The organism is Streptomyces vinaceus, from assembly GCF_008704935.1.
GTDB classification, from domain to species: Bacteria; Actinomycetota; Actinomycetes; order Streptomycetales; family Streptomycetaceae; genus Streptomyces; species Streptomyces vinaceus.
The window spans coordinates 4486685-4502689 of record NZ_CP023692.1 but is presented as its reverse complement, the minus strand read 5'-3'; the positions used below and the strand labels follow the sequence as shown (position 1 = coordinate 4502689).

Here is a 16005-nt window from a genome sequence, read left to right as displayed (position 1 = left end):
TCTTCACAAAGGTCCTTTCGTCGTCGGACTGTTCTCAGACGGTGCGGACGCCTGTGGTACGTGTGGGTCACTCGGCCCCGGCGCGCTGTCCGGGGTGAACCACGGCAGTACCGCCGTGGTGGCTTGGGGGGAGACCGGCGCGGCCCCCTGGGCGGCCTCCTGCTCCGGGAACGGCGCCTTCGCGCCTCGGTGGCGGCCACCGCCCGGCGCCGCCGAACGCGGCCGGACCCTGTCCACGACGGCCATGCCGATACGGAAGACTCCGGCCGGGATCACCAGCAGGAGCAGGCCCCAGAACAGCAGCACCCCGTACGGGCGGTCCACGCCCCAGGGCTGCGTGGCCACCACCGTGTCCCCGTACTTGAGGGAGACGGTGTAGTCCCCGTGCGCCCCCGCCGCCAGGCTGACGCCCAGCCGGACCTCCGCCTTGCCGCCCGGTGGGATCGTGCCCTTCCACCGGGCCTCGTCCCACTGCGGCGCGAACACCCCGTGGGCGGTGCCGAGCTGGAAGACGGGGTCCTTGACCGGGGCCGAGCCGAGGTTGCCGACGGTGACCGTGAACGTGCGGGCGGGCGGGGCCCCGAACCAGGTCAGCACCCCGTCCTCGCCCTCCAGCCGGACCCCGCTGAGCATGGCCAGGCGCGCCGAGCCGGACTCGGCGGGCAGCTCGGCCACCGGGTGGTCGGTGATCTTCAGCGGGGCGGCGACGGTGGCCTGGTCCCCGCCCACGGAGGTCACGTTGACGACGCAGGGGCAGGGTTTGGGCGGCGCCGCCACGGCCAGCTGGGCGGCGAAGCGGCCGTCGTCGCCGACCGAGACCGCGGCCCCGTCGGCGTTGGCGCAGCTGTTGGTGCCGCCGATCATGTTCTGCCCGCAGACCAGCAGCATCACCAGGGTCTTGGCCTGCCAGCCGGTACCGGTGACGGTGATCTCGGTGCCCTTGGCGGCCTCCTGGAGCGAGAGCGCCACGGCGGGCTTGCCGTCGGCGGCGCGGGCCGCCGGGGCCGGGAACAGGACCAGGGCGCACAGCGCCAGCCCCGTCGCCAGGCACGCCACGACCGCGGCGCCGACCGCTCCGGCTGCCGTCCCGCCGACCCTTGCGCTCACCTGGATGCTCCCGTCAGCTCGTGTTCCGGTGCCCGCTTCCCCCCGGGTACGGGCTCCTCGTCCGCCGGTCCCCCGCCGCGGGTCCGCCGCCTGCGTACGAGGAGAAGCGCGGCCAGGGCGACCCCGCCGAGGCCGAGCAGCCCGGCGCCGGTCCGGGCCGCGATCCCCCAGGGGACGAACCACGCCGAGGTGCTCGCGGTGGCCGGGGCCGCGCCGGGGGCGGTGACCGTGAGGGTCAGGTCGACGTCGTCGAGGACCGGGGCCCCGGGCCAGGGCTCGGTCAGCGACACCCGCTGGCCGGGCAGCAGTTCCATGGGCAGGGCGCGGGCGGTACGGCCCGGGACCTCGCCGAAGAGCCCCTCGGCGCGCAGCGCCAGTTCGGGGACGAGGGCCACGTTGCCCCGGTTGACCAGGGTGTACGCGACGACCGCGCGGGCGCCCTCGCCGCGTACGGAGACGTCCTCGACCGTGAGGGCGGCCAGCGTCGGGCCCGCGACGCGCAGGTGGACCCGTACGCCCGCCTCGCGGCCGTCCTCGGCTGCGATCACGGCGGCCGGGTGGTCGCCGGGCGGGGAGGCGGGCGGGAGGGTGACGGTGAAGGGGACCACCGCGCGGGTGCGGGGCGGGATCCGCACGGTGGTGGCCGTCCCGAAGCTGATCCAGGAGCCGGCGCCCCGGCCCGTGCCGCCGCGCCCCTGCGCCGCCGGGGGCTCCGCCGGGCGTACGGCGAGGGCGCCGTCGGCCGTGTTGTAGGCGTCGGCCCCGCGCAGGGTGACGGTGCGCTCGCGGTCGGAGCTGTTGGTCAGGGCCAGCCGGTCCTCCAGGACGGTGCCGGCGGGGCCCGAGAGGTAGAAGTACGGGCGGGCCGGGCCGGCGCTGCCCGCGGCGGGCTCGGCGGTCCAGCCGGGCTCGTCGGCGTGGGCGGCGGTGGCGGCGGCGGTGGCGGGGGTGGCGGCGGCGGTGCCGACCGCGGCCCCGAGCAACAGGGCCGCGGTGAGCAGGGCGGTGAGCGGGCGCCGGCCGGCGGGGAGCGCGGGGGTGTGGAGCACGGGCATGGCCGGGGGCGCTCCGTTCAGGACCGGGCCCGCTGGCCGCGCCGGGTCAGCCAGAGCACGCCGGCGGCGCCGGTGAGGAACACGGTGGCGCCGAGGGTGCCGAGGGCGAGCGCGGAGTCGGTGGGTCCGGTCTGCGGGAGGGTGTCCTCCTCAGCGCCGCCGGAGCCCCCGGACGATCCGGCGCCCGTCACGTCCAGCTCCAGGGAGGGCTTGGGGCTGTTGCCGGGGGTGCAGGTGGTGGTGGTCCCCAGCGCCTTGATGGTGAGCACGCCCGCGGTGAAGGTGACCTTGCCGCTCTTCTTGGGGGTGTAGGTGCCCGAGAGGTCGGTGATCTTGATGGGGGTGTTGGCGGGCACGGCCTCGGGATTGGACGCTCCCGAGACCGGCACGGACGCCTTCTCCGCGCCGCCGACGAGGACGACGGCGCTGGGGCTCATGGCGCCCTTGCCGAGTTCGACGGGGCTGGAGGAGACGCCCTTCTGGAAGGACATCGTCAGCTTGTACCCGCCGCCTTCCTTGACGGCCTTGATGTCGATGGGCGAGACCGCCGACTTGTCCCCGATGGGGGTCTTGCAGTCGTACGCGACGTCGACGACGTCGGCGTGGGCCGCGGGGGCGGCCAGCAGGACCGCCGCCGCGCCCAGCGCGGAGGCCAGCGCGAGCGCGGTGGAGCGTTTCCGGTCGGACACCTTCGTCTTCCCCTCGGGCCACGGGTTCCTGACCGCCAGTTTCCTGACGGCACATCAGATCGGTGGCTCAAGGTACGCCCGGGGCCTTACGGAGGGAAGACAAAGGACAGGCCCGGATCGACCGTTCGTCAGTGCGCGCGAACGCCCTTCTGCCAGACCGCCGAAACCAGCGGAACGCCCGGCCGGTAGGCCAGGTGGACGTGGCTCGGCGCCTCCAGGAGCGCCAGGTCGGCGCGGGCCCCGGGGGCGATCCGGCCGATGTCGGTGCGCCGCAGGGCGCGGGCGCCGCCGGCGGTGGCCGCCCAGAGCGCCTCGTCCGGGGTCATCCCCATGTCGCGTACGGCGAGGGCGATGCAGAAGGGCATAGAGCTCGTGTACGAGGAGCCGGGGTTGCAGTCCGTGGACAGCGCGACGGTGGCGCCCGCGTCGATCAGGCGGCGGGCGTCGGGCCACTGGGCGCGGGTGGAGAACTCGGCGCCGGGCAGCAGCGTGGCGACGGTGGTGTCCGCGGCTTGGGCGAGGGCGTCGACGTCGGAGTCGGTGAGGTGGGTGCAGTGGTCGGCGGAGGCGGCCTCCAGCTCCACGGCGAGCTGCACACCGGGCCCGTAGGAGAGCTGGTTGGCGTGGACGCGCGGGATCAGGCCGGCGGCGGCGCCGGCGGTGAGGATCGCGCGGGCCTGGTCGCCGTCGAAGGCGCCCTTCTCGCAGAACACGTCGACCCAGCGGGCGTACGGGGCGCAGGCCGTCAGCATCTCGCCGGTGACGAGGGCGACGTAGCCGGCCGGGTCCTCGGCGTAGTCGGGGGAGACGATGTGCGCGCCGAGGTAGGTGACCTCCTCGGTGTGCGCGGCGGCGATGCGCAGCGCGCGGGCCTCGTCCTCGACGGTGAGGCCGTAGCCGGACTTGGTCTCGAAGGTGGTGGTGCCCTGGCGGCGGGCCTCGTCGAGGTGGCGGACGAGATTGGCTTCGAGCTCGGCGTCGGTGGCGGCGCGGGTGGCGGCCACCGTGGTCCGGATGCCGCCGGCGGAGTAGCTCCGCCCGGACATGCGGGCGTTGAACTCGGCGGTGCGGTCACCGGCGAAGACGAGGTGGGAGTGGGAGTCGACGAAGCCCGGGATGACGGCGCGGCCGTGCGCGTCGAAGGCGGAGTCGGCCGCCGGGGCCTGGCCGGCGGGGCCGACCCAGGCGATGGTCCCGCCGTCGATGACGACGGCCGCGTTCTCGATCAGGCCGAGGGGTGACCCGTCGCCGGGGGCGGGGTCGTTGGTGACGAGGCTGCCGATGTTGGTGACGAGCGTGGTGGTCATGGTTCCCTTCGGGTTCGTTCTCCCGGGGCGTCAGCCGCGGACGGCTGCGATGGACTCGGCCAGGGCGGACGGGACGTCCGGGACCAGCGTGTGGGCGCCGTCGCGGACGATGTGGCGGCCTGCGACCACCGTGTGGCGGACGTCGGCGGCGGACGCCGCGAAGACGGCCGTCTCCGCGCCCAGCCGCGACAGCGGGCCTGCCGTACGGACGGAGTCCAGGGCGATCGTGGTGAAGTCCGCGAGCGCCCCCGCCTCCAGGCGGCCCGCGTCCGGCAGCCCGAGGGCGGCGTGGCCGTCCTCGGTGGCGGCGGTGAGCAGCGAGTTCGCCGTCCAGTGCCCGCGGGTGCGGCTGCGCAGCCGCTCGTTGAGCTCCATCGCGCGGGCCTCCTCCAGGAGGTCGATCACCGCGTGGCTGTCGCTGCCGAGCGAGAGCGGGCTGCCCGCGTGCTGGAGGCGGGTCGCCGGGCCGATGCCGTCCGCGAGGTCGCGTTCGGTGGTGGGGCACATGCACGTGCCGGTGGTCGTCCCGCCCAGCAGGGCGATGTCCCCGTCCGTCAGGTGCGTGTTGTGGACGCCGACGGTCCGGGGACCGAGAACCCCGTGGTCGGCCAGCAGCTGGGTCGGGGTGCGCCCGTGCGCGGCCTGGCAGGCCTCGTTCTCGGCCGTCTGCTCCGAGAGGTGGACGTGCAGCGGGGCATGCCGCTCCTCGGCCCAGCGGGCGACGGTGCCCAGCTGCCCGGCCGGTACGGCGCGCACGGAGTGGATCGCGGCCCCGATCCGCGCGTGCTCGCGCGGCTTGAGGGCCGAGACCCGCTCCGCCCAGGCCTCGGCCGTGCCGTCGGAGAACCGCAGCTGATGGCGGTTGGGGGCCTGGCCGAAGCCGGAGGAGAGGTACGCCGTGTCCAGCAGCGTGATCCGGATGCCCGCCGCGGCGGCCGCCTCGATCAGCGCCTCGCCCATCGCGTTGGGGTCGGCGTAGGGGGCGCCGCCCGGCGCGTGGTGCACGTAGTGGAACTCGCCGACGTTGGTGATGCCGGCCAGCGCCATCTCCGCGTACACGGCGCGCGCGAGCGCGAAGTACGTGTCGGGGGTGAGGTTCTGGGCGACCTGGTACATGAACTCGCGCCAGGTCCAGAAGGTCCCGGAGCCCACCTGCACCAGCGAGCGCAGCGCCCGGTGGAAGGCGTGGGAGTGCGCGTTGGCCAGCCCGGGCAGGGTCAGGCCCCGCAGCACCTCGGCCCCCGGCGGCGGGGCCTCGACCCCGGTCCGCAGGTCCGCGATCCGCCCGTCGGCGCCCCCCGCGGCACAGTCGCCGCCGGACACGGTCAGGGCCACGCCCGGCTCCACGTGCGTGCCGAGCCAGGCGTGTTCCAACCAGTACGTCTTCACCGGCAGGCCAGTCCTTCCAGTACGTCGGCCAGCGCGAGGACACCGGCCACGCAGTCGTCCTCGGCGGCGAACTCCCGCGGGGAGTGGGAGACCCCGGTCGGGTTCCGTACGAACAGCATCGCGGTCGGGACGGCGGCGGAGAGGATTCCGGCGTCGTGTCCCGCCCCCGTGCCGAGGACGGGGACGGAGCCGCCGAGGATCCGGTCCATCTCGTCGCGCAGCGCGTGCTCGAACTCGACGACCGGGGTGAAGGACTCCCGTACGACGGCCAGATCGATGCCGTCCTGGTCGGCACGCTCGCGGGCGGCCTTCTCGATGGCGGTGACCACGGTGTCCAGCGTCGCCTGGTCGGCGGCGCGGGAGTCGAGCCAGCCGCGCACCAGCGAGGGGATGGCGTTGACCCCGTTCGGCTCGACGGCGATCTTGCCGAAGGTCGCGACGGCGCCGGCGAGGGCCGCCTCGGTACGGGCGGCCAGCACGGTCGACGCGTACGTGAGCATCGGGTCGCGGCGGTCCACGAGGCGGGTGGTCCCGGCGTGGTTGGCCTCGCCGCGGAAGTCGAACCTCCAGCGGCCGTGCGGCCAGATCGCGGACGCGATGCCGACGCGGTCGCCGGAGAGGTCCAGCGCCCGGCCCTGCTCGACGTGCAGCTCGACGAACGCGCCGATGCGGGCGAGGCGCTGCGGGTCGGCGCCGATGGCCGAGGGGTCGTACCCGGCGGCCTCCATGGCCTGCGGCAGGCTGATCCCGTCGGCGTCGCGCAGCTCGTACGCCTTCTCCTTGGTCAGCTGTCCGGCGGTCAGCCGGGAGCCGACGCAGGCGAGGCCGAAGCGGGCCCCTTCCTCGTCACCGAAGTTGGTGATGGCCAGTGGCCTGGCGAACTCCGCGCCCCTCCTGCGGAGTTCGTCCAGGGCCGCGAAGGAGGACACCACGCCGAGGGGGCCGTCGAAGGCGCCGCCGTCGGGCACGGAGTCCAGGTGGGAGCCGGTGACGACGGCGTCACCGGCGAGCGGGTCGCCGAGCCAGGCCCACTGGTTGCCGTTGCGGTCGGTCTCGTACGTGAGGCCGCGGGCCTCGGCCTGGGCCTGGAACCAGGTCCGGCAGTCGGCGTCGGCGCCGGTCCACGCGTAGCGCCGGTAGCCGCCGGACTCGGCGTGGCGGCCGATGGGGGCGAGCTCGTTCCACATCGTGTGGAACGAGGCCGCCCCGGCGGGGTTGTCGCTCACGCGTCGTCGCCCTCGCGCATGGGGACGCGGACGCCGCGCTCGTCCGCCACCGTCTCGGCGATGTCGTAGCCCGCGTCGACGTGGCGGATGACGCCCATGCCGGGGTCGTTGGTGAGCACGCGGCGGATCTTCTCGCCCGCCAGCTTGGTGCCGTCGGCGACGGTGACCTGGCCCGCGTGGATCGAGCGGCCCATGCCGACGCCGCCGCCGTGGTGGATGGAGACCCAGGAGGCGCCGGAGGCCACGTTGACCATGGCGTTGAGCAGCGGCCAGTCGGCGATCGCGTCGGAGCCGTCGAGCATGGCCTCGGTCTCGCGGTACGGGGAGGCGACCGAGCCGCAGTCCAGGTGGTCGCGGCCGATGGCCAGCGGGGCGGCGAGGGTGCCGTCGGCCACCATCTCGTTGAAGCGCTCGCCCGCCTTGTCGCGCTCGCCGTAGCCGAGCCAGCAGATGCGCGCCGGCAGGCCCTGGAAGTGGACGCGCTCGCCGGCCATCTTGATCCAGCGGTGCAGGGACTCGTTCTCGGGGAAGAGCTCCAGCATCGCCTTGTCGGTCTTGTGGATGTCCGAGGCCTCGCCGGACAGGGCGGCCCAGCGGAAGGGGCCCTTGCCCTCGCAGAAGAGGGGGCGGATGTAGGCCGGGACGAAGCCGGGGAAGGCGAACGCGCGGTCGTAGCCGGCCAGCTGGGCCTCGCCGCGGATGGAGTTGCCGTAGTCGAAGACCTCGGCGCCGGCGTCCATGAAGCCGACCATGGCCTCGACGTGCTTGGCCATGGACTCGCGGGCGCGGGTGGTGAACCCGGCCGGGTCCTTGGCCGCGTACGCCGCCATGTCGTCGAAGTCGACTCCGACGGGCAGGTACGCGAGCGGGTCGTGGGCGGAGGTCTGGTCCGTCACGATGTCGATCGGGGCGCCCTCGGCGAGCATCTGCGGGAGCAGCTCGGCGGCGTTGCCCAGGAGGCCGATGGAGAGCGGCTTGCGGGCGTCGCGGGCCTCGGTGGCCAGCTGGAGGGCGTGGCGGAGGTTGTCGGCCTTGACGTCCAGGTAGCGGTGCTCGATGCGGCGCTCGATGGCGCGCGGGTCGACGTCGATGCAGATCGCGACGCCGTCGTTCATCGTCACGGCCAGGGGCTGGGCGCCGCCCATGCCACCGAGTCCGGCGGTGAGGGTGATGGTGCCGGCCAGGGTGCCGTTGAACTTCTTGGCGGCGACGGCCGCGAAGGTCTCGTACGTGCCCTGGAGGATGCCCTGGGTGCCGATGTAGATCCAGGAGCCGGCGGTCATCTGGCCGTACATGGTCAGGCCGAGGGACTCCAGGCGGCGGAACTCCTCCCAGTTGGCCCAGTCGCCGACGAGGTTGGAGTTGGCGAGCAGGACGCGCGGCGCCCACTCGTGGGTCTGCATCACGCCGACCGGGCGGCCCGACTGGACGAGCATCGTCTCGTCCTGCTTGAGGGTGCGCAGGGTGCGCACCATCGCGTCGTAGGAGCGCCAGTCGCGGGCCGCCTTGCCGGTGCCTCCGTAGACGACGAGCTTGTCGGGGTGCTCGGCGACCTCGGGGTCGAGGTTGTTCTGGAGCATCCGGAGGGCGGCTTCCTGCTGCCATCCCAGGGTGCTGAGCTCGGTGCCTCGCGCAGCACGTACGGGGCGGGGTCCTGACATGGCGGTGCCTCCTCCGGTGTTGGGCAATCTATTCACATCCTGGCTCCCTGAATAGATTCAGTCAACAGCTGCGGGCCGACCCGCCGGATGATTGGCTGGCGGACATGGCTGCCGAGATGCACACACAGCGCGCCGCCGCGCGCCGGGACCTGGCCGTACGGGCCGCGGTGGAGCAGGGCCTGGTGGGCGGGACAGACGAGGCGCCGCCGCTGGTCTGCCTGCTGGACACGGCCGGGATCCGGGCCTCCGCCGCCGCCCTGAAGGATGCCTTCGAGGCCGCGCTGGCGCCCGGCACCCCCGCCTTGCACGCCTTCGCGGTGAAGGCCTGCCCGCTGGTGCCGGTGCTGCGGCTGCTGGCGGAGGCCGGGATCGGCTGCGAGGTGGCCGGCCCCGGCGAGCTGGCGCTGGCCCGGGCGGCCGGGGTACCGGCCGCCCGGACCGTGCTGGACTCCCCCGCCAAGACGGCGGCCGAGCTGCGCGAGGCCCTGGCGCTGGGCGTCGCCGTCAACGCCGACAACCTCCAGGAACTGGAACGGCTCGACGCCCTGGTCGGCGCGGGACCGGTCCGGTCCCCGATCGGCGTGCGGATCAACCCCCAGACCGGGGCCGGCACCATCGGCGCCCTGTCCACGGCCACGGCGACCTCGAAGTTCGGCGTCGCCCTGCGCGACCCCGGAGCCCGTGACCGGCTGGTCCGCGCCTACCTCGACCGCCCGTGGCTGACCCGGCTGCACGTCCACTCGGGCTCCCAGGGCGTCCCCCTCCCCCTGATCGCGCAAGGGGTGCGGGACCTCCACGACCTCGCCGAGGAGATCAACGCGGCGGCCGGCCGGCGCCAGGTCGACACCCTCGACATCGGGGGCGGCCTGCCCGTGAACTTCGCCTCGGACGAGCGGGCGCCGACGTACGCGCAGTACGTCGGCGCGCTGCGCGAGGCGGTGCCCGCGCTCTTCGACGGCGGGTACGGGCTGGTGACGGAGTTCGGCCGGTCGCTGCTGGCCAAGCACGGGCTGGTGCTGGCCCGGGTCGAGTACACCAAGAGCACGGGGGCCCGGCCGATCGCGCTCACCCACGCGGGGGTGCAGCTGGCGACCCGGACGGTCTACGCCCCGGCCCAGTGGCCGCTGCGGATCCTGCCGTACGACGCCAAGGGGGCCCCGAAGGACGGCGACCCGGTGGCCCAGGACGTGGCCGGTCCGGCCTGCTTCGCGGGGGACCTCCTGGCGACGGCCCGGGAGCTGCCGCCGCTGGCCCCGGGCGACCTGATCGGCGTCCCGGACACCGGCGCGTACTTCTTCACCGCCCACTACGGCTACAACAGCCTCCCGCGCCCGGCGGTGCACGGCTTCACGGTCACCCCGGAGGGCGGGGTCCGCTTCGCGGAGGTCCGCCCCGCCCAGTCCCTCGCGGAGATCGTCGCCGAATCCGGCGGCCCCCTGCGCGACGCGCTGCTGTAGCCCGGGGGCCGGGGGTCCGGGGCCCGGGGGTCACTCCACGAACAGGCCCCGCGCCGCCGCCCGGGCGTCGAAGGCCTCCAGGCGGGCCTGGGCGTCGGGGAGGGCGTCGGCCATCGCCTCCAGGAGGACCCGGCCCAGCAGCATCGGCGCGCAGGCCGTGTCGAAGGCGAGGCCCGTGCCGACCGGCGCCGGGATCAGCAGGTCCGAGGAGCGGGCCACCGGAGCGAAGGCCGAATCGGCGACCGTCACCACCTTCAGCCCCGCCTCGCGCGCGTGGTCCAGCGCCTCCGCCACCTCCCGCGGATGACGCGGCAGCGCGAAGCACAACAGGGCCGAGGCCCCCGCCCCCGCCGCCGCGTCGATCCGGTCGGCGAGCATCGAGCCGCCCTCGTCGAGCAGCCGTACGTCCGGATGCACCTTGGCGGCGAAGTACGCGAACCCGCGCGCCTGCGAGGACGCGGCGCGCAGTCCCAGTACGGGCAGCGGACGGGACCCGGCCAGCACCCGGCCCGCCTCCTCGACCGGCGAAGGATCGGCGAGCATCGCCGACAGCTGCCGCAGGTTCTCGATCTCGCCCTGGACGGCCTGCTGGTACTCGTTGTACGCGTCCTCCTGCGCGGCGGCCGCGGCGCGCTCGGCGGGAGCCACCTCGCGCAGGTGCCGGCGCAGCGCCGGATAGCCGTCGAAGCCGAGCGCCACCGCGAAGCGGGTCACGGACGGCTGGCTCACCCCGGCCAGGTCGGCGAGCTCGACGCTCGACAGGAACGGCACGTCGGCCGCCCCGCGCACCATGCAGTGGGCGATCCGCCGCTGGGTGGGCGTCAGCCGGTGCCCCTCGAACAGCTTCTGCAGCCGCGCTGCCGGGCTGTCGCTCATCCCGACCCCTCCGTCCCCGTGAATATTCAGTCATCGAGCACTCTGCATGCGCTTATGCAGCACGGCAAGCCGCGGACCGCTCCGCGAGACGTGCCGGGCGGGGATACGGGGGCTAACCCCAGTGTCCGGGCCGCCGGCCGTTCCTACGCTGGGCGCATGGAGTCCCAGGAGCTGAAGAAGGAACTCGACGCGACGTTGGACGCCCGGCGCGAGCTGGGGCCGGACTACGAGGCCGCGCTCGTGGACTCCTTCGTGGAGAAGGTCGACACCCAGGTCCGGCGCAGGCTGGCCGAGGAGCGCCTGGCCGCCGCCCGCGGCGGCCCGGCCGGCCGGCCGGCCCCGCTGGACGGCGGTTTCGGCGAGCGCTTCGGCTTCGCCGTCGTCACGCTGGTCCTCGCGATCCCGCTGTCGGCGATCGGCGCCGCGCAGGCGGGGCTCAGCGGCCTGCTGGTCGCCTGGGCGGGCGTACTCGGCGTGAACTTCATCCACGCGAGGAAGCACCTGCGCCTGCGCCTGCGCGACAAGGCCGAGTGACGCACCGGACCACAAGGGTGTGCGCGGGGACCGCCGCACCCTCGCGTCGGAGCGAGGGGCGGGACGACGGCGGTCCCCGCGAAGGACACGGGCCGGGTCAGGGCCGTCCGCGTCCGTGGCGTTCACGCGGTCCGGGAGCCGCTCCGGAAGTACGCCAACGCCGTTCGGTGGTGCCGGCCGGGAGCTTCGCGCGTTCCCTGCCGACAACCACCACTGTGCCGGAGCCGTGTTAAGCCGGTGCTGCCGCCACATGACGGGCCCGTACCGTTTGTGCGACGGCCCGGCACGGCGTCATCGCGCCACGGCTCCCCGGCACTTCGCGGCTACTTCGCGCCCTTGGCGAGGAACGCCAGCAGGTCCTGACGGCTCACCACGCCGGTCGGCTTGCCCTCGACCAGCACGATCGCCGCGTCCGCCTCGCCCAGTACGGACATCAGCTCCGAGACCGGCTCGCCCGAACCGACCTGCGGCAGCGGCCGGCTCATGTGCTTCTCCAGTGGGTCGGACAGCGAGGCCTGCTTGGCGAACAGCGCCGCCAGCAGCTCCTTCTCCACGACCGAGCCGATGACCTCGGCGGCCATCACGTCCGGGTGGCCCGCGCCGGGCTTGACGATCGGCATCTGCGAGACGCCGTACTCGCGCAGCACGTCGATGGCCTCGCCCACGGTCTCCTCGGGGTGCATGTGGACGAGGGAGGGGATGCCGCCCTCCTTGTCGTTCAGCACGTCGCCGATGCGGGCCGCCGGGCCGGCCTCCTCCAGGAAGCCGTGTCCCGCCATCCACTCGTCGCTGAAGATCTTGCTGAGGTAGCCGCGGCCGCTGTCCGGCAGCAGGACGACGACCACGTCGTCCGGGCCGAGCCCCTCGGCGGCCTTCAGCGCCGCGACGACCGCCATGCCGCAGGAGCCGCCGACGAGCAGGCCCTCCTCCTTGGCGAGGCGGCGGGTCATCTGGAAGGAGTCCTTGTCGGACACCGCGATGATCTCGTCCGTCACGTTCGGGTCGTACGCGGTCGGCCAGAAGTCCTCGCCGACGCCCTCGACCAGGTACGGCCGGCCCGAGCCGCCGGAGTAGACCGAGCCCTCGGGGTCGGCGCCGATGACCTTGACCTTGCCGCCGGACACCTCCTTGAGGTAGTTGCCGGTACCCGAAATCGTGCCGCCGGTGCCGACGCCCGCGACGAAGTGGGTGATCTTCCCCTCCGTCTGGTCCCACAGCTCGGGACCGGTGGTTTCGTAGTGCGAACGGGGGTTGTTCGGGTTGCTGTACTGGTCGGGCTTCCAGGCGCCGGGCTCGCGCGCGAGGCGGTCGGAGACGTTGTAGTACGAGTCCGGGTGCTCCGGGTCGACGGCGGTCGGGCAGACCACCACCTCGGCTCCGTACGCGCGCATCACGTTGATCTTGTCCATGGACACCTTGTCAGGGCAGACGAAGATGCACTTGTAGCCCTTCTGCTGGGCGACGATGGCGAGTCCTACACCGGTGTTGCCGCTGGTGGGCTCCACGATGGTGCCACCGGGCTTGAGGGCACCGCTCTGCTCGGCGGCCTCGATCATCCGGACGGCGATCCGGTCCTTAACGGATCCACCGGGATTGAAGTACTCGACCTTGGCAAGGACGGTGGCCTGCAGGCCTTCGGTCACACGGTTGAGCTTCACCAGCGGGGTGTTGCCGACGAGGCTGATCATCGAGTCGTGGAATTGCACCATGTTCTCCAGGGAGGGGACTCCACGGGTTCTCCGGGAGGTCCCGCCAGACTATGCGGAAAGGGATTGGCCGACCGTCAGTACGGGGCAGGTAGGTCATCGGGACCCGGCAGGAAGGGAAGGTGGCTGGAGGGGTGTCCAGGGCGAGGACGGCCCGCCGGATCGCGGCGGGCGCGGCGTACGGCGGAGGCGGGCTCGGGCTGGTCGGGGTCGCCGCCGTGGGGCTGGTGCTGGCGGAGGTCCAGTTCGCGAAGCGGACGGTGGGCACCGGGCTCGGCGATCCGCCGCGGGCGGACGGGCTGTACGGGAGCGAGTTCGCGGCGCTGCTCGCCGCCGGTCCGGATCCCGACGCGGGGCCGCTGCGGCTCGGCATGCTGGGCGACTCCACGGCCGCGGGACTCGGCGTGCGCAGAGCCAGACAGACCCCGGCCGCGCTGCTCGCCTCGGGGCTGGCGGCGGTGGCCGAGCGGCCGGTGGAGCTGCGGAACGTGGCCGTCTCGGGGGCCATGTCCGACGATCTCGACCGGCAGGCGGGGCTGCTCCTGGACGGGGAGCTGCCCCCGCCGCACGTATGCGTGATCATGATCGGCGCGAACGACGTGACGCGGCGGATGCCGCCGACGCAGTCGGTGCGCCACCTGACCTCGGCGGTACGGAGACTGCGGCTCGCCGGCTCCGAAGTGGTGGTCGGCACCTGCCCCGACCTGGGCACCATCGAGCCGGTCTACCAGCCGCTGCGCTGGCTGGCCCGGCGGGTCTCGCGCCAGCTGGCCGCCGCGCAGACGATAGGGGTCGTCGCGCTGGGGGCCCGTACGGTCTCGATGGGTGACCTGCTGGGCCCGGAGTTCGCGGCGAACCCGCGCGAGATGTTCGGCCCGGACTCGTACCACCCCTCGGCGGAGGGCTACGCGACGGCGGCCATGGCCGTCCTGCCCACGCTGTGCGCGGCGCTGTCCCTGTGGCCCGAGTCGGACCGGCTGGAGGTGGCGCGGGACGAGGACATGCTGCCGGTGGCCAAGGCGGCGTCGGCCGCCGCCGGGCAGGCGGGCACGGAGGTCACCCCGGCCCGCGGGCCGTGGGCCCTGCTCAAGCACCGCCGCCGCAGGCGGGTCCCGGCCGAGGACCTGGCGGCCGCTCCGGCCTCCCCGGCGGGGGCCGGGTCCCCGCCGCGGGCCGACACCCCGTCCCCGGGCTGAGGTCCGCCGCCGCGGGGCCGGGGCCGCCGCCCGGGTGGCGGCCCCGGCCCCCGGGGCGCGTCCGCGGGCCGGAACAGACGGCCGGCCCGGCGCGTTCCACCCGCGGAGCGACCGGCATCACACGCCCGAGCCGGTGACCTCGACCGTACGGGCCGGTAACTTCGCTTGCGGTCCAGCAACGAGCCGCAACTCACCCCCCTTGGAGCCCCGATGCCCGAAGCAGTCATCGTTTCCACCGCCCGCTCCCCCATCGGGCGCGCCTTCAAGGGCTCCCTCAAGGACGTGCGTCCGGACGACCTGACCGCCACGATCATCCAGGCCGCCCTCGCCAAGGTCCCCGAGCTGGACCCGCGCCAGATCGACGACCTGATGCTCGGCTGCGGCCTGCCCGGCGGCGAGCAGGGCAACAACCTGGCCCGCATCGTGGCCGTGCAGATGGGCATGGACTACCTGCCCGGCACCACGATCACCCGCTACTGCTCCTCCTCCCTCCAGACCTCCCGCATGGCGCTGCACGCCATCAAGGCCGGCGAGGGCGACGTCTTCATCTCGGCCGGCGTCGAGATGGTCTCGCGGTTCGCCAAGGGCAACTCCGACTCCTGGCCCGACACCCACAACCCGCTCTTCGCCGAGGCGGAGGCCCGTACGGCCGCCGTCGCGCAGAGCGAGGGTTCCTCCTGGCACGACCCGCGCGAGGACGGCCTCGTCCCCGACGCGTACATCGCGATGGGCCAGACCGCCGAGAACCTGGCCCGGGTCAAGGGCGTGACCCGCCAGGACATGGACGAGTTCGGCGTCCGCTCGCAGAACCTCGCCGAGGCCGCCATCAAGAACGGCTTCTGGGAGCGGGAGATCACCCCGGTCACCACCCCGGACGGCACCGTCGTCTCCGCCGACGACGGCCCGCGCGCCGGCGTGACCCTGGAGGGCGTCCAGGGCCTCAAGCCCGTCTTCCGCCCCGACGGCCTGGTCACGGCCGCCAACTGCTGCCCGCTCAACGACGGCGCCGCCGCGCTGGTCATCATGAGCGACACCAAGGCGCGGGAGCTGGGCCTGACCCCGCTGGCGCGGATCGTCTCCACCGGCGTCACCGGCCTCTCCCCCGAGATCATGGGCCTCGGCCCGGTCGAGGCGTCGAAGCAGGCCCTGAAGCGCGCCGGCCTGACCGTGGGCGACATCGACCTGTTCGAGATCAACGAGGCCTTCGCGGCCCAGGTCATCCCGTCGTACCGCGACCTGGAGATCCCGCTGGAGAAGCTGAACGTCAACGGCGGCGCCATCGCGGTCGGCCACCCGTTCGGCATGACCGGCGCCCGCATCACCGGCACGCTGATCAACAGCCTGCAGTTCCACGACAAGCAGTTCGGCCTCGAAACGATGTGCGTGGGCGGCGGCCAGGGCATGGCGATGGTCATCGAGCGCCTGAGCTGAGCCGGAGCGGAGGGTAGGGGTCGCCGTGAGGAACGAACGGCGGCACCTGCCCGCAGCGGTGGCGAGGATCAGCGCGACCAAGAGAGGCGAGCGCCTGAGCTGAGCCGGAGCGGAGGGTAGGGGTCGCCGTGAGGAACGAACGGCGGCACCTGCCCGCAGCGGTGGCGAGGATCAGCGCGACCAAGAGAGGCGAGCGCCTGAGCTGAGCCGGAGCAGCCTGAGCTGAGCCCGTTCGGCGTCCAGACGCCGCAAGGGTTCCGCTTGATCCCTTGCGGCGTAACGGCGCCGGATCCAACCCCGTCGCGGCCGACCTGTGACCGAATCTCCCCCAGGATGTGACCTTCGTCCTGGGGGTTCGGCATTTGCGCAGG

At 73.9% G+C, this 16005-nt stretch carries 13 protein-coding genes; 4 read left to right on the top strand and 9 right to left on the bottom strand.

Annotated elements, in window-relative coordinates; translation table 11 throughout:
* Nucleotides 1-3: 3 nt before the first annotated feature.
* The 7 genes from CP980_RS20335 to hutU form a co-directional block, all read right to left on the bottom strand.
* On the bottom strand, nt 4-1107 hold the full coding sequence (locus CP980_RS20335; protein ID WP_167535859.1) for a hypothetical protein: 1104 nt from the start codon (nt 1105-1107) through the stop codon (nt 4-6).
* On the bottom strand, nt 1104-2162 hold the full coding sequence (locus CP980_RS35210) for a COG1470 family protein (protein WP_167535858.1): 1059 nt from the start codon (nt 2160-2162) through the stop codon (nt 1104-1106). The genes CP980_RS20335 and CP980_RS35210 overlap by 4 nt, the downstream gene beginning before the upstream one ends.
* 17 nt (nt 2163-2179) lie before the next feature.
* Nucleotides 2180-2851 carry an LPXTG cell wall anchor domain-containing protein gene (locus CP980_RS20325; protein ID WP_132757346.1) on the bottom strand — a complete coding sequence of 224 codons (672 nt, stop codon included), beginning with the start codon at nt 2849-2851 and terminating at the stop codon, nt 2180-2182.
* A gap of 128 nt (nt 2852-2979) precedes the next feature.
* The gene (gene hutI / locus CP980_RS20320; RefSeq protein ID WP_150528769.1) at nt 2980-4158 is read right to left on the bottom strand and encodes an imidazolonepropionase; all 1179 of its coding nucleotides are present in this window, start codon (nt 4156-4158) and stop codon (nt 2980-2982) included.
* 30 nt (nt 4159-4188) lie between these two features.
* Entirely contained in the window at nt 4189-5553 is a 1365-nt protein-coding gene (locus CP980_RS20315) for a formimidoylglutamate deiminase (protein ID WP_150528768.1), read from the bottom strand.
* On the bottom strand, nt 5544-6734 hold the full coding sequence (locus tag CP980_RS20310) for an allantoate amidohydrolase (protein WP_150530291.1): 1191 nt from the start codon (nt 6732-6734) through the stop codon (nt 5544-5546). Before CP980_RS20310 ends, CP980_RS20315 begins: the two co-directional genes overlap by 10 nt.
* A gap of 35 nt (nt 6735-6769) precedes the next feature.
* Nucleotides 6770-8434: a urocanate hydratase gene (gene hutU, locus CP980_RS20305; RefSeq protein ID WP_150528767.1), complete on the bottom strand. Its 1665-nt coding sequence runs from the start codon at nt 8432-8434 to the stop codon at nt 6770-6772.
* Between the two features lie 104 nt (nt 8435-8538).
* On the opposite strand from hutU, the gene CP980_RS20300 reads away from it, so the two are divergent.
* Nucleotides 8539-9891: a type III PLP-dependent enzyme domain-containing protein gene (locus CP980_RS20300; protein WP_150528766.1), complete on the top strand. Its 1353-nt coding sequence runs from the start codon at nt 8539-8541 to the stop codon at nt 9889-9891.
* A gap of 30 nt (nt 9892-9921) precedes the next feature.
* On the opposite strand, the gene CP980_RS20295 is transcribed toward CP980_RS20300, so the two are convergent.
* Nucleotides 9922-10767: a MurR/RpiR family transcriptional regulator gene (locus CP980_RS20295; protein ID WP_099891819.1), complete on the bottom strand. Its 846-nt coding sequence runs from the start codon at nt 10765-10767 to the stop codon at nt 9922-9924.
* Between the two features lie 156 nt (nt 10768-10923).
* Here CP980_RS20295 and CP980_RS20290 point away from each other — a divergent pair, with 156 nt between their 5' ends.
* Nucleotides 10924-11301, top strand: coding sequence for a hypothetical protein (locus CP980_RS20290; protein ID WP_150528765.1), 378 nt, complete (start codon nt 10924-10926; stop codon nt 11299-11301).
* 323 nt (nt 11302-11624) lie between these two features.
* On the opposite strand, the gene CP980_RS20285 is transcribed toward CP980_RS20290, so the two are convergent.
* The gene (locus tag CP980_RS20285; RefSeq protein ID WP_150530290.1) at nt 11625-13007 is read right to left on the bottom strand and encodes a cystathionine beta-synthase; all 1383 of its coding nucleotides are present in this window, start codon (nt 13005-13007) and stop codon (nt 11625-11627) included.
* Between the two features lie 134 nt (nt 13008-13141).
* Here CP980_RS20285 and CP980_RS20280 point away from each other — a divergent pair, with 134 nt between their 5' ends.
* Nucleotides 13142-14203 (top strand): SGNH/GDSL hydrolase family protein, encoded by a 1062-nt coding sequence (locus CP980_RS20280; protein ID WP_373312952.1) that lies wholly within the window; start codon nt 13142-13144, stop codon nt 14201-14203.
* A 210-nt stretch (nt 14204-14413) separates the two neighbouring features.
* Entirely contained in the window at nt 14414-15634 is a 1221-nt protein-coding gene (locus CP980_RS20275) for an acetyl-CoA C-acetyltransferase (protein WP_150528764.1), read from the top strand.
* Nucleotides 15635-16005 lie beyond the last annotated feature (371 nt).

Bases quoted from the DNA above. Each gene is read 5' to 3' on its own strand.
- CP980_RS35210 (WP_167535858.1), bottom strand. From the start codon at position 2,162: ATGCCCGTGCTCCACACCCCCGCGCTCCCCGCCGGCCGGCGCCCGCTC.
- hutI (WP_150528769.1), bottom strand. From the start codon at position 4,158: ATGACCACCACGCTCGTCACCAACATCGGCAGCCTCGTCACCAACGAC.
- CP980_RS20310 (WP_150530291.1), bottom strand. From the start codon at position 6,734: ATGTGGAACGAGCTCGCCCCCATCGGCCGCCACGCCGAGTCCGGCGGC.
- hutU (WP_150528767.1), bottom strand. From the start codon at position 8,434: ATGTCAGGACCCCGCCCCGTACGTGCTGCGCGAGGCACCGAGCTCAGC.
- CP980_RS20300 (WP_150528766.1), top strand. From the start codon at position 8,539: ATGGCTGCCGAGATGCACACACAGCGCGCCGCCGCGCGCCGGGACCTG.
- CP980_RS20295 (WP_099891819.1), bottom strand. From the start codon at position 10,767: ATGAGCGACAGCCCGGCAGCGCGGCTGCAGAAGCTGTTCGAGGGGCAC.
- CP980_RS20290 (WP_150528765.1), top strand. From the start codon at position 10,924: ATGGAGTCCCAGGAGCTGAAGAAGGAACTCGACGCGACGTTGGACGCC.
- CP980_RS20275 (WP_150528764.1), top strand. From the start codon at position 14,414: ATGCCCGAAGCAGTCATCGTTTCCACCGCCCGCTCCCCCATCGGGCGC.